The sequence below is a fragment of the Allobosea sp. LC85 genome, from assembly GCF_000735605.1.
In the GTDB taxonomy this organism is placed as follows: Bacteria; Pseudomonadota; Alphaproteobacteria; order Rhizobiales; family Beijerinckiaceae; genus Allobosea.
In genome coordinates, this window is the sequence record NZ_JPKG01000022.1 from 39637 (window position 1) to 58991 (window position 19355).

A 19355-nucleotide genomic window follows, 5' to 3' on the forward strand; every position below is an offset into this window, starting at 1 on the left:
CTGGCAACCATTCATCGCCCGCAAAATAGAAGGTGAAACGACCGCTGCGTCAGATCCTGCGGCGCGGAATGGCGCTCGCATAGGTGTTCAGCGAGAGCAGGTGCCGGTCGGCGCGCTGCAGTGCCTCGAGCGCCGCGGTCCGGTCCTTGTTCGCCAGCAGGCCGCACAGAACTTCCGAAATCGCGAGCGCCGGCGTCAGTGTATGAAAGAAGCTCTGGCTCTCGGTCGAGCACAGGATCGCCTGATCGGCGATGCCGACAAGGGGGGAGACCTCGCTGTCGGTGATCGCGACGATGCCGAGGCCCTTCTCGCGCGCCAGCTGCGCCAGTTCGAGACTGTGCAGCGCGTAGGGGTTGATCGAGATCACCAGCAGGACGTCCTCCGCCCCCGCGCGGATCAGGCCGTCGCCCACCGTATCGGCCGGCCCGTCGAGATGGATCGTTTTGTCGCCGAGCAGCGTCATCACGTAATGGAACTGCCACGCGACGGAGTGGCAGGAGCGAAGCCCCAGCACGAAGATCTTGCGTGCATGGGCCAGTTGCTCCGCCGCGGCCGAGAGGCGGTCGAGCGAGGCCGGTTCCGAAAGCTGCGCGATCTGGGCGGCAAGCCCTTGCAGCATGCGCCGCGAGAGCTGCGCACCGGCGACATCCTGCTCGCCCTCGCTGGTGTGCTGCATCGCGCGGGCTGCGAAGCCGTCGGTGCGGAACCGGATCGCTTCGGCATGATGGGCGCGGATATCCTCATAGCCGGACAGGCCGAGGAACTTCGCCAGGCGCGTCATCGTCGATGGCTGGACCCCGGCATTCCGGGACAATTCACGCATCGAAACGAGCGCCACCTCGCGCGGATGCTCAAGCAGATAGCGCGCCGCTTGCTGCAGCTGCGGCGACATCTCGTCGAAGCGGCTGATGATGTGTTCGCGCATGGCGTCGTTCTGCAACATTTGAATCGCGCCCATCCTTCAGCCTGATCCGACCATTCCCACGCCGCGTCCGGAATTCAAACGGAATCTCGGCTTTCCCTCAACACTTCGGGACGTTGTCGCTGTTTCCGATCGCTCCGGGCGCTGTGGTCCGATTGTATCGATGAAACAGTATCGGACTCAATCGTTTCGTTTATGTATCATATAAAACAATCGTTGCATCGATCTCCATGCTGTGCGATGAGCTGCGGGCCGCGGTGAGGGCGGCGGGGTCCACGACAACCCGGAAGCCAAGATGACCAGGATTCTTCATCGCTCCCTCAATGGGCGGTTGCCTGAAGCCGTTGCCGGGCAGGGCGTCACCATCACCGACGCGGAAGGCCGCAGCTATATCGATGGCTCCGGCGGCGCCGCCGTCTCCTGCCTCGGCCATGGCCACCCCGATGTGCTCGCGGCGATGCGCTCGCAGATGGACCGCATCAGCTATGCCCATACTTCCTTCTTCACCACCGACATTGCCGAAGAGCTCGCGGAGCGGCTGATCGACCTGGCGCCGGCGGGCCTGGATTACGTCTACCTGGTCTCGGGCGGGTCGGAGGCGGTCGAGGCGGCGCTCAAGATGGCGCGGCAGTATTTCGTCGAGATCGGCCAGCCGCAGCGCCGCCATTTCATCGCCCGCCGACAGAGTTACCACGGCAATACGCTCGGCGCGCTGGCGGCCGGCGGCAATGCCTGGCGGCGGGCCCAGTTCCAGCCGATCCTGCCAAAGACCCACCATGTCTCGCCCTGCTATGCCTATCGCGATCTGAGGCCGGGCGAGACCTTGGAAGGCTATGCCGCACGGCTCGCCGACGAACTGGAGGCGAAGATCCTCGAGCTCGGCGCCGAGGAGGTCATCGCCTTCGTGGCCGAGCCGGTGGTCGGCGCGACGCTGGGCGCCGTCGGTCCGGTCGCCGATTATTTCGCGCGGGTGCGCCGCATCTGCGACAAATACGGCGTGCTGCTGATCCTCGACGAGGTGATGTGCGGCATGGGCCGCACCGGCACGATGTTCGCCTGCGAGCAGGACGGCATCTCGCCGGATCTCGTCACCATCGCCAAGGGGCTGGGTGGCGGCTACCAGCCGATCGGTGCGGTGCTGCTGTCGCAGCGGATCTACGATTCCTTCGCCCAGGGCTCAGGGCTGTTCCAGCATGGCCATACCTATATCTGCCACCCGCTCGCGGCGGCAGCGGCGAACAAGGTCGTCGAGATCATCTCGAAGCCGGAGATGATGGAAAACGTCCGGCTGATGGGCGAGCGCCTGCAGGCCGGGCTCGACGCACGGCTCGGCCAGCACGCCCATGTCGGCGACATCCGCGGGCGCGGCCTGTTCCGCGGCATCGAAATCGTCGCCGACAAGGAAACCAAGGCCCCCTTCGATCCGGCCCTGAAGCTGCACGCCCGGATCAAGAAGGAGGCGATGGCGCGCGGCCTGATGAGCTACCCGATGGGTGGCACCGTCGACGGGCGCATTGGCGACCATGTGCTGCTTGCGCCGCCCTACATCATCCAGCCCGACGAGATCGACCTGATCGTCGAACGGATCGGCGCGGCGATCGACGCCGCGGTGCGGAGCTGACGGGCCCGATGACACAGCGCATCGCCTTCGCCGGCTTCAATCTCGAATCGGTCACGGCCGTTCCTCAGGTGGTCGATAGCGAGGCGTTCGAGCGTGTCTGCGTGCGCGGGGCGGAGCTCACCGCGCGGTTTCGCGGCACGAATACGGTTCCGGGCGGCTGTCTCAAGGTCTGCGAAGCAGAGGGCGCCGAGCTGGTGCCCCTGTTCCATACGCTGCTTGGCGCGCTCGGACCGGCATCGGATGAGGCCGTCGCGCAGTTCACGCAGGAGATCCTCGACGGGATCGAGAACGCCGGCCCGCTCGATGGTGTGATCCTGTTCCTGCACGGTGCCTGCTGGGCCGCCGGCTATGAAGACGTCGAACGCTCCGTCATCGACGCCGTTCGCGCCAGGGCGCCATCCCTGCCGATCGCGGTCGCGCTCGACTACCACGGCAATATCGACAGCCAGACGCTGCGCGGCGCGGATATCGCGGTCGCCTATCGCCATTCCCCGCATATCGACATGGGCGAGACCGGCGAACGCGTGACGCGGGCCCTGCTGCGCCTGCTGCGCGAGGGGCGTCGCCCCGGTCTCGCAGTGGCTCGGCCCGGTATCGTCATTCCCTCGATCATGTCGGCCACGGCCCTGGAGCCGCTCGCCACGATCATGGCCGAGGCGCGGGCAGTCGAGGCGGCGGGCGATTGCGACATCTCGGTGATGGCCGGCTTCTCCTATGCCGACAGCACGAACACCGGCATGTCGGTGATCTGCCTGGATTGGGACGGGCAGGCCGCAGCCGAGGCCAAGGCCAAGGCCCATGCGGGGCGGCTCCACGGCGCCCGGCACGCCATCGCTGCCGCCATTCCGATCATGACGGCGGATGAGGCCCTGTCCGATCTCGAGCGCCGGCCGGCACAGGGGCGACCGATCGTGCTGCTCGAGCATGCCGACCGCATGAACGACTCGACCCATCTGTTGCGAGCCTTGCTCGATCGCGATGTCGGGCGGGTCAACGTCCCGTTCCTGCTCGACCCGGAAACCGCCGCCCGGGCCCATGCGGCGGGGGCGGGGGCCGAGATCGCCGTTGCGCTCGCCGGCAGGACCGCGCCGGAGACGGGAGGCCCGGTTGAGGCAACCGCGCGGGTGATCTGGTCGGGGCCAAAATCCTTCACCGTTTCCGGGCGCTACCAGCGCGGCTCCTTCGTCGATCTCGGCCTCACCGCGCTGCTCCAGATCGGGCGGATCCGCGTCTCGGTCGTCTCCCACTTCGCCTTCGCGGTCGATGGCGACCCGTTCCTTATCTTCGGCGAGCGCCCCGAGGACTACGACGTGATCCTGCTGCGCTCGAAGACGCATTTCCGCGATTTCTACGAGCCCTTGGCCGACCGCATCCTTGTGGTCGACACGCCCGATCTCGGCCCGGCCGATGTGCGCCTGATCCCATACCGACAGCTTGATACGGCCGCAGCCTATCCCTGGCGGAACGATGGCGCGCCGACACCATAACCAACCAGAAAAATGAGGGGACAGATGAGCATTCAATTCAGGAGTTTCGCCGCAGCAACGCTGGTTGCCGGTTCGCTATACGGCCTGCCGGCGCTGGCGGAGACCACGCTGAACGTCGTCATGCAGGCGCCGCTCAGGACGCTCGACCCGATCCTGAGCACCGCCCAGATCGTCCGCACGCATGGCTTCATGGTGTTCGACACGCTGCTCGGCATGGACGCCAAGTACAATCCGCAGCCGCAGATGGCGGACTACACCGTCTCTGCCGACAAGATGACCTATACGTTCACCCTGCGCGACGGGCTGAAATGGCATGACGGCACGCCGGTCAAGGCCGAGGATTGCGTCGCCTCGATCAAGCGCTGGGCGGCGAATGACGGTGCCGGCCGCACGATGATGGCGCATGTCGCCGCCCTCGAGGCGACCTCCGACAAGCAACTCGTCATCCGGCTGTCAAAACCCTTCGGACAGGTGCTGGAGCTGCTGGCGAAACCCTCGCCGGTGCCGCCCTTCATGATGCCCAAGCGCCTCGCCGAGACGCCGAGCGGCCAGCAGGTGACCGAGATGGTCGGTTCCGGCCCGTTCCGCTTCGTGGCGGATCAGTACCGGCCGGGCGATCAGGCGGTCTATGTCAGGAACAAGGACTATGTGCCGCGTTCCGAACCGATGAGCTGGACCGCCGGCGGCAAGCTCGTCAATGTCGACAAGGTCGTCTGGAAGTCGATGCCCGACATGCAGACCTCGATCAACGCGCTGCAATCGGGCGATGTCGACCTGATCGAGCAGGTGACGATCGACCTGCTGCCGCTGCTCAAGGCCAATGACGAGATCAAGACCGGCGCCATCAATGCGCTCGGCAGCCAGGTCACCGGCCGCTTCAACCATCGCCAGCCGCCCTTCGACAATCCCAAGGTGCGCCAGGCGGCAATGTATGCGCTCGATCAGGACCAGCTGATGCAGACCGCGATCGGCGATGGCGAGTTCTACAAGCTCTGCGCCTCGCTCTATGGTTGCGACGTGCCGCTGGCCTCCGATGCCGGCTCCGAATATCTCGCCGGCAGCGCCAAGACGCGCATGGCCAAGGCGAGGGAGCTGCTGAAGGCTTCGGGCTATGACGGGAAGCCGGTGCTGATGATGCAGCCGACGGACCTGACCGTGCTCTCCACCCAGCCGATCGTCGCCGCGGAGCGGCTGCGCGAGGCCGGCTTCAAGGTCGAGGTCGCTTCGATGGACTGGGCCACGCTGCAGTCGCGCAAGAATGGCTGGCAGCCTGTGGCGCAGGGCGGCTGGAACTTCTTCTTCACCTATTGGGGCGTGTCCGGCATCTGGAACCCGGTCGTCCATGCGATGCTCGACGGCTCGGGCTCGGATACCGCCTGGTCGGGCTGGCCGCGCAATGCCCGCGTCGAGGAGCTGCGCACCGCCTATATCGCCGCGACGACCCTCGACGAGCAGAAGACAATCGCGCGCGAGATCCAGCAGATCGCCTTCGACGAGGGCTTCTACTTCAACGCCGGCGAATTCCAGTCCGTCGCGGCCTGGCGGACATCGCTGAAGGGACTGCAGCCCGGCCCGCTCACGCTGTTCTGGGGCGTCGCCAAATAAGCCGGACCTGACGCGAGAGCCCGCGGAGACGGCCCGTCTGCGCCGCCGTCCTCGCTTTCCCCCGATCGGAGAAGCCCATGGCCTCCTATTTCCTGCGCAGGGTGCTGATGGCGGTCCCCGTCATGGCCTTCATCGCACTCTTCATCTTCCTGCTGCTGCGCCTGACGCCGGGCGACCCGGCCCAGGCGATCGCGGGCGACCACGCCACGCCGCAGCAACTGGCCGCGATCCGCGAGAGCCTCGGCCTCGACCAGCCGCTGGCCAGCCAGTTCCTGGCCTGGGTCGGGGACATGATTCTGGGGGATTTCGGGAAATCGCTGATCTCGCAGCGGCCGGTGCTGGAGATGATCGGCCAGCGCATCGGCCCGACGCTCGCGCTGGCGAGCGTCGCGATGATGCTGACGGTGCTCATCTCGCTGCCGCTCGGGGTCCTGGCGGCCTGGCGTCATGGCGGGCTGATCGACCGTTTCGTCATGTCGCTCTCGGTGCTCGGCTTCTCCGTGCCGATCTTCGTCATCGGCTATGTGCTGATCAGCATCTTCGCGGTGAACCTGAAATGGTTTCCGGTGCAGGGTTACAAGCCGCTTGCCGAGGGGTTAGGGGCCTTCCTGCATCGCATCGTCCTGCCCGGTTTCGCCCTGGCCTCGATCTATATCGCCCTGGTCTCGCGGATGACCCGCGCATCCATGCTGGAGGTGCTGGGCGAGGATTACGTCCGCACCGCCCGGGCCAAGGGTCTGTCCGACCGGATCGTCCTGTTCCGCCACGCCCTGCGCAATGCCGCGATCCCGATCCTGACGGTGGTCGGCACGGGCTTTGCCATGATGATCTCCGGCGTGGTCGTCACCGAGACGGTATTCAACATCCCCGGCATCGGGCGGCTCGTCGTCGAAGCGGTGCTCGCACGCGACTATCCGCTGATCCAGGCGATCATCCTCCTGACAGCCGGGGCCTATGTCCTGATCAACCTGCTGATCGACCTCTCCTATGCGCTGACCGATCCGCGCATCCGTTACAAGTGAGGCCAGCCGTGACAGCCACCACACCAGACGCGCTGCCTCGCCGCCGCCTGCTCGACGCGCCGCCGCATTGGACGACGGTGCTCGCGGTCGTCATCCTCGTCGCGGTGATCGCCATGGCGGTCTTCGCCTCCCAGATCGCCCCCTTCGAGCCGACCAAGCTCAATCCGGCGATGCGGCTCAAGCCGGCCTCGTCGACCTACTGGCTCGGCACCGACAGCTTCGGGCGGGACCTCTATTCGCGCGTCGTCTATGGCGCGCAGGTCTCGCTGCTGGTCGGCGGCGGCGTCACGCTGGCCTCGGTCCTGATCGGGCTGCCGCTCGGACTGCTCGCCGGCTGGTTCCGCGGGTTCGATGCGGTGCTGATGCGGATGATGGACGGGATGATGGCCATTCCCGGCATCCTTCTCGCCATCGCCGTCGTGGCGCTGACCAAGGCCGGGCTGGTCACGGTGATCGTCGCCATCACCCTGCCAGAGATCCCGCAGGTGGTGCGCCTGGTGCGCTCGCGCGTGATCGCGGCCCGCTCGGAAACCTATGTCGATGCGGCGATGCTGCTCGGCACGCCGGCGACCAGGCTGATCACGCGGCATCTCTTCCCCGCCACCATCGCGCCGCTGATCGTGCAGGGAACCTATATCTACGCCGCGGCCATCCTCACCGAGGCGGCCCTGTCGTTCCTCGGCGTCGGCATCGGCACCGAGATCCCGACCTGGGGCAACATCATGGCCGAGGGCAGGCTCTATTTCGCGATCAATCCGTGGCTCGTCTTCTGGCCGGCCATCGTGCTGTCGCTCTGCATCCTGTCGATCAACCTGCTCGGCGACGCGCTGCGCGACCGCCTCGACCCCAAGATGAAGGGGAGGAGCCCGTGATGACGCCCGCCGCCACCCCTAAGCCCGTGCTTTCAGTCCGGAACCTCAGCGTCGCGACCTGCGGCCGCCAGCCGGTCGAGATCCTGAAGGGCATCAGCTTCGACATCCAGCCCGGCGAGACGCTGTGCCTCGTCGGCGAATCCGGCTCCGGCAAATCGGTGACCTCGCTGGTCACGATGGACCTGCTGGCGCGCGACGAGCTGCGGGCGACAGCCGGCACGGTCCGGCTCAACGGCGAGGACATCCTGACCGCGACGCCGGCCCGGACCAAGGCGCTGCGCGGCGCCGAAATGGCGATGATCTTCCAGGAGCCGATGACGGCGCTGAACCCGGTTCTGACCATCGGGCTGCAGATGGACGAAGTCTTCTGGGCGCATACGCGGATGCGGCCGAAGGAGCGCCGCGAAGCCGCACTCGCCGCCTTCGCCTCGGTGCATCTGCCCGATCCGGCGCGGATCTACGACAGTTACCCGCACCAGCTCTCCGGCGGCCAGCGCCAGCGCGTGATGATCGCGATGGCGCTCGCCCTCAAGCCGAAGCTCCTGATCGCCGACGAACCGACAACGGCGCTCGACGTCACGACCCAGAAGCAGATCCTGAGCCTGATCCGCGAGCTGCAGGAGAAGCAGAACACCGCCGTGCTCTTCATCACCCATGACATGGGCGTGGTCGTCGACATCGCCGACCGTGTCTGCGTGATGCGCCGGGGTGAGGTCGTCGAGACCGGATCGGTCGAGGAGGTGCTTGCCCGTCCGCGCGAGGAGTATACGCGCGACCTGCTGCAGGCCGTGCCGTCCCTGGTCCCGCGCGCGCCGCGGGCGGCAGGGGCCGAGGATGCCGTCGTCGAGGTCCGCAATCTCGAAAAAGTCTTCAGCTTCGGCTCGCTGCTCGGAGCGCTGCTGAAACGCGACATCCGCACCGTGCGCGCGGTCAACGATGTCAGCTTCCGCCTTGCCCGCGGCCGCACGCTCGGCATCGTCGGGGAAAGCGGCTCGGGCAAGTCGACGGTTGCACGCTGCCTGCTGCGGCTGGAGCATCCGACCGGCGGGGAAATCCGGGTCAATGGCCAGGACATCGCCGCGCTTCAGGGGCAGAAGGCGCTGGCGCCGGCCCGGCGACGGGTTCAGATGGTCTTTCAGGACCCCAACCGCTCGCTCAATCCGCGCCTGCGCATCGGCGAGAGCCTGATCGAGGGGCCGCTGAATCTCGGCGAGGATAGGGCCTCGGTGCTGCAGCGCGCGGGCGAGTTGCTCGAAGTGGTCGGCCTGCCGCGCGCCAGCCTCGAGCGCTTTCCGCACCAGTTCTCGGGAGGCCAGCGCCAGCGCATCGCGATCGCCCGCGCACTGATGATGGAGCCCGAGGTCATCGTCGCCGACGAAGCCGTCTCGGCGCTCGACGTCTCCGTCCAGGCGCAGGTGCTCGCGCTTCTTTCCGAGATCCAGCAGCGCCGCAATCTCGCGGTGCTGTTCATCACCCATGACCTCCGCGTCGCCGCCCAGATCTGCGACGAGGTGATGGTGATGCAACGCGGCCGCGTCGTCGAACATGGGCCGGCCGCAGAGGTTCTGGCGCGTCCGCATCACGAGTATACGCGTGCGCTGATCAACGCCGCCCCTGGCCGCGGCTGGGATTTCGCGGCCGGCCGCCGCATCACCGGAGCGTTCGCATGATTTCCGCCAGCCTCGTTCAGCTCGACATCCGCGCGCTGGCGCCGGCCGAGAATTTCCGGCGGATCCATGAGTTCGTCGCGGCTGAGGCTGCCCGGGGGGCAGAGCTTATCCTGTTCCCGGAACTCGCGAATACCGGCTATGTCGAGCCGCTCGTGCCCGGTGGTTCGATCGTCAGCGACGTGCCGCATTTCGGCGAAGCGCTCTATGGGGCCTGCGCCGAACCGGATGGCGAGGAGGTCCGGGCGCTTGTGGCGCTCGCCGCCCGGCATCGCGTCCATCTCGTCATCGGGCTCGGGCTGCGCGATCCGCTACGCGCCGGGGTGATGCACAACGCCTCGCTGCTGATCGGGCCAGATGGCGTGCTTGGCTCCTACACCAAGGTCCATCAGTGGCAGAACGAGAAGCTCTTCTTCACCGGCGGCGACCGGATCGAGACCTTCCCGGTCTTCGGGACGCGGCTCGGGATGCAGATCTGCTACGACATCCGCTTTCCCGAGATCACCCGTATCCTCGCCTTGCAGGGCGCGAGCATCGTTACCTCGGTCTGGGCCTCCTTCGGCGCCGAGAACGCTCCGGTCAGCGATGAGGCACTCTTCATCCACCGTGCCTATACGCGGGCGACGGAGAACGGCGTCTTCTTCCTCAGCTGCAACCGCAGCGGCAGCCGCGGCGGCCAGCGTTTCTTCGGCCGCTCCTGCGCGGTGGGGCCGGATGGCACGCTGCTCGGTGCGCTCGACCATGATCGCGAGGACGTGCTGCGCGTGAGCATCGATCTTGCCGAGATCGCGCGCTATCGCAGCTTCACCGGCATCTGGGCCGATCGTGCTCCCGCCCTCTACGCGAAATATCTCGCGCCTTGATCATTGGAGCGGATCCCGTATCCGGTCCGATGATCTAACCTAATGTGCTTGCATCGACGTCCCCCGAAAACCGCTATCCACGTTTCGGGCCGATGCTGTGGAGAGCCGGCATCCTCCGGCGCTGCCTTCCAACGAGATTAACGATGACGACCTCTCCCTGCCCACCGATCGCGGATGCCGACTGGCCCGACCAGATTGCCGAGATGCGAACCGGATTCGCCGGCGCGCTCAATGTCTACCGGACGATGGCGCATCACCCGGAACTTCTGAAGGCCTGGGCGGCGCTGCGTCAGCATGTGGTGAAGGACAGCGCGCTCGGAGCCGTGCGATCGGAACTGGTGATCCTGCGCGCCGCGCACCGGATGGGCTCGCCCTATGAATGGGCCCATCATGTCAGCCGGTCCCGGGTGCTGGGGATGAGCGATGCGCGGATCGCCGCGATGCGCGGGATGCCGGAGGGCGAGGACGGGCTGGTCGCGCGTGCGGTCGACGCGCTGTTCGATCAGCGCCGCCTTCCGGCCGAACTCGAGGCCGAGCTTGCCGAGGCGTTCGGGCGCAAGGCGGTCTTCGACCTGATCGCGACCGTCGGCTTCTATTCCGTGCTGGGCTATATCCTGATGACCTATGACACGCCGATCGACGCGTCGGTTGCCAAGGAAATGGCGGAACGGCCGCTGTCAGGCGCGTAACTGGAATACCGGCCACGCTTGCCGCCCTCGATCTATCCGAACGTTTCCCCGAGCAGCAGAGATGTCAGTGTCCGGGGGGCGCGCCCTTGATCCTGGGCAGCGCCTTGCGCAGTAGCGGCGGCAATCCGGACGGGTCCTCGCCAAAGGCTGCAATGAAGTCGTCCCGCATGCGGCGGCTCCAGAACTGGTTGATGTGGTCGGCGATGGCGGGCACGGCCTGCTCGTCCGGGTAGGCTTTGAAGAACTCGGCGATCTGGCCGCCCATATGAGCGAGCTTGGCGACTTTGCCTGCCAGGACCGCTTCGGCATGGGAGGAGGGCGGATGACTGGTCGTGCTCATGATGTATGGGCCTCCCGCTCATGCGCGAGCGTACCGACAAAGAGCATGGCCGCATCGCTGCGGGCGATGCTGACAAGGGTGAGACCGAGGCGCCTTGCCCGCTCGATCGCCAGGGATGTCGGGGCCGAAACCGAAACCAGCGTTCCCGCCCCGAAGATCGCGGCCTTCTCGACCATTTCGAAGGAGGCGCGGCTGGTGACAAGGATGAAGCCGCCCTCGGCGTCTTTGCCGGCGCGAAGCCGGGCGCCGATCAGCTTGTCCAGCGCGTTGTGGCGGCCGACATCCTCCCGTGCAGCCAGGATCGCACCCGTGCTGTCGCACCAGGCGGCGGCATGCACGGCGTGCGTCAGGCGATGCAGGGGTTGATGGCCTTCGAGGGCGGCAAGCGACGCGCGGATGGCGCTGGGCGTGATCGGGGTGCTGCCGCGGGACACCAGCTCCGCGACCGGCAGATCGGCGAGGGTTTCGACGCCGCATAAGCCGCAGGAGGTGCGGCCCGAGAGGTTGCGGCGGCGGGCGAGATGCTCGCGGAAACGACCGGGTGCGAGCTCGACCGAGACCAATATGCCGTCATCCTGCTGGGCGACCCGGATCTCGCGGATCTCCTCGACCCCGGTGATGATGCCCTCGGTCAGGCTGAAACCGGCGACGAAATCCTCCAGGTCGGCCGGGCTCGCCATCATCACCGCATAGGGCAGGGTGCCATAGACGACGTTCACCGGCATCTCGACCGGCACCTCGGCGGTCGCGAGCGGCTGCGGGCCGGCATCGAACCGCAGCGGTTCGACCTGGACGGCGCAGGTGGCCGGGGGCTGGGCGGGCGAATTATTCCGCGGCATCCGGCAACCTGTCTGCAATCAGCCGCAGCGAGACGTCTTCTTCCCGGTTGCGCTCCTGCCATTGCGAATAAGCGTTGGTGCGCCGCACCTCGACGGCCGTGACCTTGTATTCCGGGCAGTTCGTCGCCCAGTCCGAATAATCGGTGGTGATGACGTTGGCGCCGGTCGAGGCATGGTGGAAGGTCGTGTAGACCACCCCCGGCTGCATGCGCTCCGAGACCTCGGCCCGGAGCGCGATATCGCCCGAGCGGCTGGCAAGGGAGACCAGATCGCCCGTCTGGATGCCGCGGTTCTCCGCGTCGAACGGGTGAATCTCGAGCACATCCTCATCATGCCAGATCGTATTCTCGGTCCGGCGCGTCTGCGCCCCGACATTGTACTGCGAGAGAATGCGGCCGGTCGTCAGGATCAGCGGGAAGCGCGGGCCGGTGCGCTCCTGCGTCGCCACGAATTCCGTGATCATGAACTTGCCCTTGCCGCGCACGAAGCGATCGACATGCATCAGTGGCGTGCCGTTCGGGGCTTTCTCGTTGCAGGGCCATTGCACCGAGCCCTGCTTGTCGAGCTTGTCATAGCTCACACCGGCAAAGCTCGGCGTCAGGCGCGCGATCTCGTCCATGATTTCGCTGGGATGCGCATAGGCCATGTCATAGCCAAGCGCATTGGCGAGATCGATCGTGACCTGCCATTCCGACTTGCCCGGGAGCGGCGCCATGACCTGGCGCACACGGTTGATCCGGCGTTCGGCATTGGTGAACGTGCCGTCCTTTTCCAGGAAGGATGAGCCCGGCAGGAAGACATGCGCGTATTTCGCCGTCTCGTTCAGGAACAGATCCTGGATCACGACGCATTCCATCGCAGCGAGACCCGCCGTGACGTGCTGGGTGTTGGGATCGGACTGCGCAATGTCCTCGCCCTGGACATAGAGCCCCTTGAAGGTGCCCCCGACCGCCTCGTCGAGCATGTTGGGAATGCGCAGGCCCGGCTCTGTCTCGAGCGGCACGCCCCACATCATCTCGAAGATCTCGCGGGTCGCATCGTCCGAGACGTGGCGATAACCGGAAAACTCATGCGGGAACGACCCCATGTCACAGGAGCCCTGAACATTGTTCTGTCCGCGCAGCGGGTTGATGCCGACGCCCTCGCGGCCGATATTCCCGGTGGCCATCGCCAGGTTCGCCATGGCCATGACGGTGGTCGAGCCCTGGCTGTGCTCGGTCACGCCAAGCCCGTAATAGATCGCGCCATTGCCGCCGGTGGCGAAGAGGCGTGCGGCGGCGCGGACGTCCGCCGCCGGTACGCCGGTGAACGCCTCGCTCGCCTCGGGCGAGTTGCGCTCCTCGGCGATGAAGCGGGCCCAGAACTCGAAATCGGTGAGGTCGCAGCGCTCGCGGACATAATCCTCGTCGATCAGTCCTTCGGTGACCACGACATGGGCCATCGCATTGACCAGCGCGACATTGGTGCCGGGCTTGAGCTGAAGATGGTGCTCGGCCTCGACATGCGGCGACTTCACAAGGTCGATCCTGCGTGGATCGGCGACGATCAGCTTCGCTCCTTCGCGCAGGCGCTTCTTCATCCGTGAGGCGAAGACCGGATGTCCCTCGGTCGGGTTCGCGCCGATGACGATGATCACATCCGCCTTGGACACGGACTTGAAGTCCTGGGTGCCGGCGGAGGTGCCAAAAGTCGTCTTCAGCCCGTAGCCCGTCGGCGAGTGGCAGACGCGGGCGCAGGTATCGATATTGTTGTTGCGGAACGCGGCGCGCACCAGCTTCTGGACGAGGAAAACCTCTTCATTGGTGCAGCGGGACGAGCTGATCGCACCAACCGATTCCCGGCCGTAGCTGGCCTGGATCCGCTTGAACTCGGAGGCGGCGTAGCCGATCGCCTCCTCCCAGGACACCTCGCGCCAGGGATCGGTGATCGACGCGCGGATCATCGGCTGCGTGATGCGGTCCTTGTGGTTCGCATAGCCCCAGGCGAAGCGCCCCTTGACGCAGGAATGTCCCTCATTCGCCTTGCCGTCCTTGTAGGGAACCATCCGCACGACGCGGTCGCCCTGCATCTCGGCCTTGAACGAGCAGCCGACACCGCAATAGGCGCAGGTCGTGACCGTCGAATGCTCCGGCTGGCCCATCGCGATGACGGAGTTTTCCATCAAGGTCGCGGTCGGGCAGGCCTGGACGCAGGCTCCGCAGGAGACGCATTCGGAGCCGAGGAAGTCCGTCGGGCCAGCCGCGACGCGCGACTCGAAGCCGCGTCCGGTGATCGTCAGCGCAAATGTGCCCTGCACCTCCTCGCAGGCGCGGACGCAACGGTTGCAGACGATGCATTTCGACGGGTCGTAGGTGAAATAGGGGTTCGAAGTGTCCTTGCCGAGGAACAGCCCGTTGGCCGCGCCATCCTGTTTCGCAAAGACATGGTTCTCTCCCTCATAGCCGTAGCGCACCTCGCGCAGGCCGACAGCGCCGGCCATGTCCTGCAATTCGCAGTCGCCATTGGCCGAGCAGGTCAGGCAGTCGAGCGGATGATCGGAGATGTAGAGCTCCATCACGCCCTTGCGAAGCGTCGAGAGCTGCTCGCTTTGCGTCCTGACCACCATGCCGTCCTCGGCCGGTGTGGTGCAGGAGGCAGGCGTGCCGCGCCGCCCCTCGATCTCGACGAGGCAGAGCCGGCACGAGCCGAAGGGTTCGAGCGTATCGGTGGCGCACAGCTTGGGGATCGTGGTGCCGAGGCTCATCGCTGCAGCCATCACCGAGGTGCCTGCCGGAACCGTGACGCTTTGCCCGTCGACCGTCAGCGTGACCAGTTTCTCCGCCATGCGGATCGGCGTCCCGAAATCGATCTCCTTGATCAGGGTCATCAGAGGCTCCTCATTCGGCGGCCATCGGCAGCGGTGGCCGGTCGAAATCCTCGGAAAAATGGTTCAGCGCGCTCAGCACCGGCATCGGGGTCAGGCCACCCATCGCGCAGAGCGAGGCGTCGGTCATCACGTGCGAAAGATCGCGCAGCACGGCGATGTTCTTCGGACGCTCCTGCCCGGCGATGATGCGGTCCATAACCTCGACGCCGCGCGTCGCGCCGATGCGGCAGGGCGTGCACTTGCCGCAGCTTTCCTTGGCGCAGAAGGCGAAGGCGAAGCGCGCCTGCTTCGCCATATCGACCGTGTCGTCGAAGACGACGATGCCGCCATGGCCGAGCATCGCCTGCATCGCCGCCAGCGCCTCGTAGTCCATCGGCGTGTCGAGCTGCCTCGCAGTCAGATAGGCGCCCAGCGGGCCGCCAACCTGCACGGCACGGATCGACCGGCCGCTCTGCGTCCCGCCGCCGAAGCCCTCGATGATCTCCCTCAGCGAGATGCCGAAGGCGAGCTCGATCAGGCCGCCGCGCCTGACATTGCCGCCAAGCTGCACCGGCAGCGTGCCGCGCGAGCGGCCCATGCCGAAATCGGCATAGGCCTGCGCGCCATGGGCCAGGATCCATGGCACGGCTGCGAAGGACAGCACGTTGTTGACGATTGTGGGCTTGCCGAACAGCCCCTGCAGCGCCGGCAGGGGCGGCTTGGCCCGGACGATCGCCCGCTTTCCTTCCAGGCTTTCGAGCAGCGAAGTCTCCTCGCCGCAGATATAGGCGCCGGCTCCGAGCCGCGCCTCGAGGTGGAAAGCCTGTCCGGACCCGAGAACCGAGGCGCCCAGCAGGCCTGCGTCCTCCGCCTTCAGAATGGCGCGGCAGAGTGCGCGATAGGCATGCGGATATTCCGAGCGCAGATAGATGTAGCCACGGGTCGCGCCGACGGCGACCGCCGCGATCGCCATGCCTTCGATCAGGAGGAAGGGATCGCCCTCGATGAGCATGCGGTCAGCAAAGGTACCGGAATCGCCCTCATCGGCATTGCAGACGATATATTTCTGCTCGGCCCTGGCATCATGGACGGTCTTCCATTTGATCCCCGTCGGGAACCCGGCGCCGCCCCGACCGCGCAGACCGGAGGCGCGAACCGTTTCGACGATTTCGGCCGGCTGAAGCGCGAGCGCCGCCTGCAATCCGGCCAGACCGCCATGAGCGCGATAGTCGGCCAGCGAGAGCGGGTCGGTCACGCCGACACGCTCGAAGGTCAGGCGTTGCTGCCGTTTCATCCAGTCGAGTTCGGCGACCGGACCAAGGCGCAGCGCATGCGCAGCGCCATGCATGAACCCGGCATCGAACAGGCCCGCCACCGCGGCAGCCGTGACCGGGGCATAGGCGATACGGCCCTCGCTGGTTTCGACCTCGACCATCGGTTCCAGCCAGAGCAGGCCGCGCGAACCATTGCGGACGAGTTCGATCTCGACGCCGCGCTCCGCTGCTTCTCGCAGGATCGCCTGCGCGACACCCTCGGCACCGACCGACAAGGCGGCGGCATCGATCGGCACGAAGATGCGGATGCGGGGGATCATGTCGCTCATCGCTGATCCCCGGAGCCAGTCGACACCTCGCAAAGCGCGAGGAGGCGCGCAGCGTCGACACGACCGATCAACTCGCCGTCCACCATGGCGGAGGGGCCGAGCGCGCAGTTGCCGAGACAATAGACCGTCTCGACGACGACCGGGCTGCCCGCCGCCGGATTATCAAGGGCGATCCCGCCCGCTTGGGCCAGATGCATGACGAGGCCTTCGCAGCCCCGCGCCTGGCAGGCCTCGGCCCGGCACAGCTTGACGACGCGACGCGGCGGCGGCTCAGTCCGGAAGTCGTGATAGAAGGTGATCGTGCCGTGAACCTCGGCACGCGACAGATTCAAGGCTTCGGAAATCAGTGGTACAGCTTCGGCGTCGATATAGCCGAACTCTTCCTGCAAGGCGTGCAGGATGGGCAGGGTTGCGCCCTCGAGATGAACGAGCCCGCCAATGATCCGGCGTGCCACGTCCCGGTCCCATGCCGAAAACTCAGCCATATTTCCTCCAGCGGCGCCGTTGAATCGGCTTTCGTGCTTGTCGCTAGGGTGACCAAGGTTGGAACGATTTCAAATTGTTTGTTCCAACTATATGATAGTTTTTGGCTATCAAAAACCGCCGTAGCGGGATGCCCGTCGCATCATTTTGCGTACCGATCGCTAGAAGCGCGCCCGATTGGTTGTGGTTCCCCGCTGCGATGCGCCGGATCTGCCGTGTTAGATAGAATGCAGCTATCTCACGATGGGCAGGCGAGGCAGGCCGGCTTCGCTGATCGGATGCGACATCATCAGCAGGTTGCGCGTCAGCGGCGCGAAGGGCTGGCGATCCGCCACGATCAGCCCGATGGTGCGTTTGGCGTCCGGTTCCACCAGGGGCAGGGCCTTGGTTCCGAGCGGCACACCGAAGAACTCGAGAAGCTGCAGCGAGACGATGCTCGAGACGCCCTGGATTCCGGCATGGGAGCACAGGTTGAAGATCGAATTGGTTTCGATCGCCGGCCGCGGCGCATGTCCGACCGAGCGAAAGATGCCGTCGATGATCCGCCGGTTCTGCATGTCGGCGGTCAGCAGGCAGAGCTTGAGTTCCGCCGCTTCCGCCCAGGTGATGGTGTCCTGTCCGCCGAGCGCGCCATCCTCGCGCGTCAGCAGCACATAGGATTCCTGGTAGATCGGCTTCGAGATCACCCTGTCGAGCGGTTCGTTGTCGAGATAGGTGACGCCGACATCGAGCTCGAAATTGTCGATCCGGCTTTGGATCTCCGCCGAGGTCAGCGACAGCACGGTCAGGGAGACGGTCGGGTAGCGCTCGGAGAACGGCGCGGTGATATGGGCGATCATCGGCAGGGCTGTCGGAATGGCGCCGAGCCTGATGCGACCGCTCACGCCCTGCTTGAGCTCGACGATCGATTCCTTCAGCAGGTCTGCCTCCGCCAGGATCCGGCGGGCATGGGCGAGCACCACCTCGCCCTCCTTGGTCAGCCCCTGAAATCGGCGCCCACGCTCGACGATGAGCACGCCAAGTTCCTCCTCCAGCTGTCCGATAGCCGTCGACAGGGTTGGTTGGGAGACATGGCAGGCCTCGGCCGCGCGTCGAAAATGCTTCTCGCGGGCAAGAGCGTCCAGATAGACAAGCTGACGAATGATCATTGCAGCCAGGCTAGAACATCGGACCGAAAAGTGGAATCCGGTTTTCGGAAAAATCCGATGCTCAAACAATGAGATAGATCGCCCATCCTGCGTCCGAACGGACGCACGGACGCACGGACGCACGGCGATCTAGCGCAGCAGCCGCTCGGTTCAACGTGAAAATGTGCCGGTCTGCCTTCGCAGCGCTCAGACCTTTTCGGAACTTGGCGTTCGCGCCCGCGCTGGACCGGCCCAGACGATCCGATCCTCACAGAGGTGTGGACACATCGCGGCCGGGCGATATTCGGATTGAGGCCGGTTTGCCGAACGCGCACCATGGCGTGATCTGCCAAATGGTTTGCACGGGGCTATGCAATGGAAATCTCCTTCAGGGGCAAGAAGGTCGTTGTCGCGGGCGGCAGTCGCGGCATCGGGCGATCCATCGCTCTCGCCTTCGCGGCGGGTGGCGCCGATGTGGCGGTCTGCGCCCGCAATGCGGCGGGGCTCACCGCGGTCGAAGCCGAGCTGAAGCGGCATGGCGGGGCGGTCTTCAGCATGGCATGCGATCTCGGCGAGGCAAGCGCGGCCGCGAGCTTTGTGACCGGCGCCGCTCGCGCGCTGGGTGGCATCGACATCCTGATCAACAACGCGTCGGGCTTCGGCTCAAAGGATGACGAGAGCGGCTGGCAGGCCAGCATCAATGTCGACCTGATGGCGACGGTGCGCGCCACCCAGGCGGCCATGCCGTTCCTGGAGGAAGCCGGGGGCGGCGCCATCATCAACATCTCGTCGATTTCCGGCCTGATGGCGGTGCCGCGTTCGCTGCCCTACGCCGCCATCAAGGCGGCGGTCGTCAACTACACGATGGGACAGGGGCGGGCGCTTGCGCCAAAGCGCATCCGGGTCAACGCCATCGCGCCCGGCTCGATCGAATTTCCAGGCGGTTCGTGGGAAAGCCGCAAGACGACCGATCCGCAGCTCTACGAGCGCACGCTCGGCAGCATCCCCTGGGGACGGTTCGGGGCGCCGGAGGAGGTCGCAAACGTTGCCCTCTTCCTGGCGAGCGACATGGCGAGCTGGGTGACTGGGCAAACGGTCGTCGTCGATGGCGGTCAGTTGCTGACCTGAGCGCGCACGCTGCCTGCCCCGTCAGCGACGTCGCTGCCGGGGTGGCGAAACCCGCTTTCTCCCTCGACGCCGAGGGGCCAGGCGCTGGCCGCCGAGATGAAGGGGCATGCCGCGACCTTCAAGAAATACCCACCCAGGAACATCGGGCTGGGGCAAAAGGAAGCCGTCTTCAAGCCACGAGGCAATTCCCGGCGGACCCCGCCAGCGCCCGGGCGCGGTGCGTGGCGCGGTTGGACCCACAT

The 19355-nt window shown here is 66.0% G+C and carries 16 protein-coding genes; 9 read left to right on the forward strand and 7 right to left on the reverse strand.

Annotated features, from left to right (window positions below; genetic code table 11):
* Window positions 1–49 precede the first annotated feature (49 nt).
* Window positions 50–925, reverse strand: coding sequence for a MurR/RpiR family transcriptional regulator (locus FG93_RS10830; protein WP_244448565.1), 876 nt, complete (start codon window positions 923–925; stop codon window positions 50–52).
* A 292-nt stretch (window positions 926–1217) separates the two neighbouring features.
* Here FG93_RS10830 and FG93_RS10835 point away from each other — a divergent pair, with 292 nt between their 5' ends.
* From FG93_RS10835 to FG93_RS10870, 8 genes are all read left to right on the forward strand, one after another.
* Entirely contained in the window at window positions 1218–2543 is a 1326-nt protein-coding gene (locus tag FG93_RS10835; RefSeq protein ID WP_043234368.1) for an aspartate aminotransferase family protein, read from the forward strand.
* Between the two features lie 8 nt (window positions 2544–2551).
* Entirely contained in the window at window positions 2552–4030 is a 1479-nt protein-coding gene (locus FG93_RS10840; protein WP_043234369.1) for a M81 family metallopeptidase, read from the forward strand.
* Between the two features lie 24 nt (window positions 4031–4054).
* Window positions 4055–5635 carry an ABC transporter substrate-binding protein gene (locus FG93_RS10845; protein ID WP_043234370.1) on the forward strand — a complete coding sequence of 527 codons (1581 nt, stop codon included), beginning with the start codon at window positions 4055–4057 and terminating at the stop codon, window positions 5633–5635.
* A gap of 77 nt (window positions 5636–5712) precedes the next feature.
* On the forward strand, window positions 5713–6657 hold the full coding sequence (locus tag FG93_RS10850; RefSeq protein WP_043234371.1) for an ABC transporter permease: 945 nt from the start codon (window positions 5713–5715) through the stop codon (window positions 6655–6657).
* A 47-nt stretch (window positions 6658–6704) separates the two neighbouring features.
* Window positions 6705–7529 carry an ABC transporter permease gene (locus FG93_RS10855; protein ID WP_244448571.1) on the forward strand — a complete coding sequence of 275 codons (825 nt, stop codon included), beginning with the start codon at window positions 6705–6707 and terminating at the stop codon, window positions 7527–7529.
* A complete protein-coding gene (locus tag FG93_RS10860; protein ID WP_043234374.1) occupies window positions 7529–9199 on the forward strand; it encodes an ABC transporter ATP-binding protein in 1671 nt (556 codons plus the stop codon). The genes FG93_RS10855 and FG93_RS10860 overlap by 1 nt, the downstream gene beginning before the upstream one ends.
* On the forward strand, window positions 9196–10059 hold the full coding sequence (locus FG93_RS10865; RefSeq protein WP_043234376.1) for a carbon-nitrogen hydrolase family protein: 864 nt from the start codon (window positions 9196–9198) through the stop codon (window positions 10057–10059). The genes FG93_RS10860 and FG93_RS10865 overlap by 4 nt, the downstream gene beginning before the upstream one ends.
* A 143-nt stretch (window positions 10060–10202) precedes the next feature.
* Window positions 10203–10748 (forward strand): carboxymuconolactone decarboxylase family protein, encoded by a 546-nt coding sequence (locus FG93_RS10870; RefSeq protein ID WP_043234377.1) that lies wholly within the window; start codon window positions 10203–10205, stop codon window positions 10746–10748.
* A 64-nt stretch (window positions 10749–10812) separates the two neighbouring features.
* Here FG93_RS10870 and FG93_RS10875 read toward each other — a convergent pair whose 3' ends face one another.
* The 6 genes from FG93_RS10875 to FG93_RS10900 form a co-directional block, all read right to left on the reverse strand.
* Window positions 10813–11088, reverse strand: coding sequence for a formate dehydrogenase subunit delta (locus FG93_RS10875; protein WP_052513618.1), 276 nt, complete (start codon window positions 11086–11088; stop codon window positions 10813–10815).
* Complete coding sequence (fdhD, locus tag FG93_RS10880; protein WP_052513619.1) at window positions 11085–11927, reverse strand: formate dehydrogenase accessory sulfurtransferase FdhD; 843 nt, start codon at window positions 11925–11927, stop codon at window positions 11085–11087. Before fdhD ends, FG93_RS10875 begins: the two co-directional genes overlap by 4 nt.
* Window positions 11914–14793, reverse strand: a complete 2880-nt coding sequence (gene fdhF / locus FG93_RS10885; protein ID WP_043234378.1) for a formate dehydrogenase subunit alpha — start codon at window positions 14791–14793, stop codon at window positions 11914–11916. Before fdhF ends, fdhD begins: the two co-directional genes overlap by 14 nt.
* 10 nt (window positions 14794–14803) lie before the next feature.
* Window positions 14804–16375, reverse strand: coding sequence for an NADH-quinone oxidoreductase subunit NuoF (locus FG93_RS10890; protein ID WP_244448566.1), 1572 nt, complete (start codon window positions 16373–16375; stop codon window positions 14804–14806).
* On the reverse strand, window positions 16372–16860 hold the full coding sequence (locus tag FG93_RS10895) for an NAD(P)H-dependent oxidoreductase subunit E (RefSeq protein WP_043234382.1): 489 nt from the start codon (window positions 16858–16860) through the stop codon (window positions 16372–16374). The genes FG93_RS10890 and FG93_RS10895 overlap by 4 nt, the downstream gene beginning before the upstream one ends.
* Window positions 16861–17091: 231 nt before the next feature.
* Complete coding sequence (locus FG93_RS10900; protein ID WP_081881449.1) at window positions 17092–18006, reverse strand: LysR substrate-binding domain-containing protein; 915 nt, start codon at window positions 18004–18006, stop codon at window positions 17092–17094.
* A gap of 354 nt (window positions 18007–18360) precedes the next feature.
* Here FG93_RS10900 and FG93_RS10905 point away from each other — a divergent pair, with 354 nt between their 5' ends.
* The gene (locus tag FG93_RS10905) at window positions 18361–19113 is read left to right on the forward strand and encodes an SDR family NAD(P)-dependent oxidoreductase (RefSeq protein WP_043234383.1); all 753 of its coding nucleotides are present in this window, start codon (window positions 18361–18363) and stop codon (window positions 19111–19113) included.
* Window positions 19114–19355: the final 242 nt, after the last annotated feature.

Coding starts and splice junctions, on each gene's coding strand:
- FG93_RS10890 (WP_244448566.1), bottom strand. CDS start 16,375: ATGAGCGACATGATCCCCCGCATCCGCATCTTCGTGCCGATCGATGCC.
- FG93_RS10845 (WP_043234370.1), top strand. CDS start 4,055: ATGAGCATTCAATTCAGGAGTTTCGCCGCAGCAACGCTGGTTGCCGGT.
- FG93_RS10870 (WP_043234377.1), top strand. CDS start 10,203: ATGACGACCTCTCCCTGCCCACCGATCGCGGATGCCGACTGGCCCGAC.
- fdhF (WP_043234378.1), bottom strand. CDS start 14,793: ATGACCCTGATCAAGGAGATCGATTTCGGGACGCCGATCCGCATGGCG.
- FG93_RS10830 (WP_244448565.1), bottom strand. CDS start 925: ATGCGCGAACACATCATCAGCCGCTTCGACGAGATGTCGCCGCAGCTG.
- FG93_RS10860 (WP_043234374.1), top strand. CDS start 7,529: ATGACGCCCGCCGCCACCCCTAAGCCCGTGCTTTCAGTCCGGAACCTC.
- FG93_RS10875 (WP_052513618.1), bottom strand. CDS start 11,088: ATGAGCACGACCAGTCATCCGCCCTCCTCCCATGCCGAAGCGGTCCTG.
- FG93_RS10840 (WP_043234369.1), top strand. CDS start 2,552: ATGACACAGCGCATCGCCTTCGCCGGCTTCAATCTCGAATCGGTCACG.
- FG93_RS10835 (WP_043234368.1), top strand. CDS start 1,218: ATGACCAGGATTCTTCATCGCTCCCTCAATGGGCGGTTGCCTGAAGCC.
- FG93_RS10905 (WP_043234383.1), top strand. CDS start 18,361: ATGGAAATCTCCTTCAGGGGCAAGAAGGTCGTTGTCGCGGGCGGCAGT.
- FG93_RS10865 (WP_043234376.1), top strand. CDS start 9,196: ATGATTTCCGCCAGCCTCGTTCAGCTCGACATCCGCGCGCTGGCGCCG.
- fdhD (WP_052513619.1), bottom strand. CDS start 11,927: ATGCCGCGGAATAATTCGCCCGCCCAGCCCCCGGCCACCTGCGCCGTC.
- FG93_RS10900 (WP_081881449.1), bottom strand. CDS start 18,006: ATGATCATTCGTCAGCTTGTCTATCTGGACGCTCTTGCCCGCGAGAAG.
- FG93_RS10895 (WP_043234382.1), bottom strand. CDS start 16,860: ATGGCTGAGTTTTCGGCATGGGACCGGGACGTGGCACGCCGGATCATT.
- FG93_RS10850 (WP_043234371.1), top strand. CDS start 5,713: ATGGCCTCCTATTTCCTGCGCAGGGTGCTGATGGCGGTCCCCGTCATG.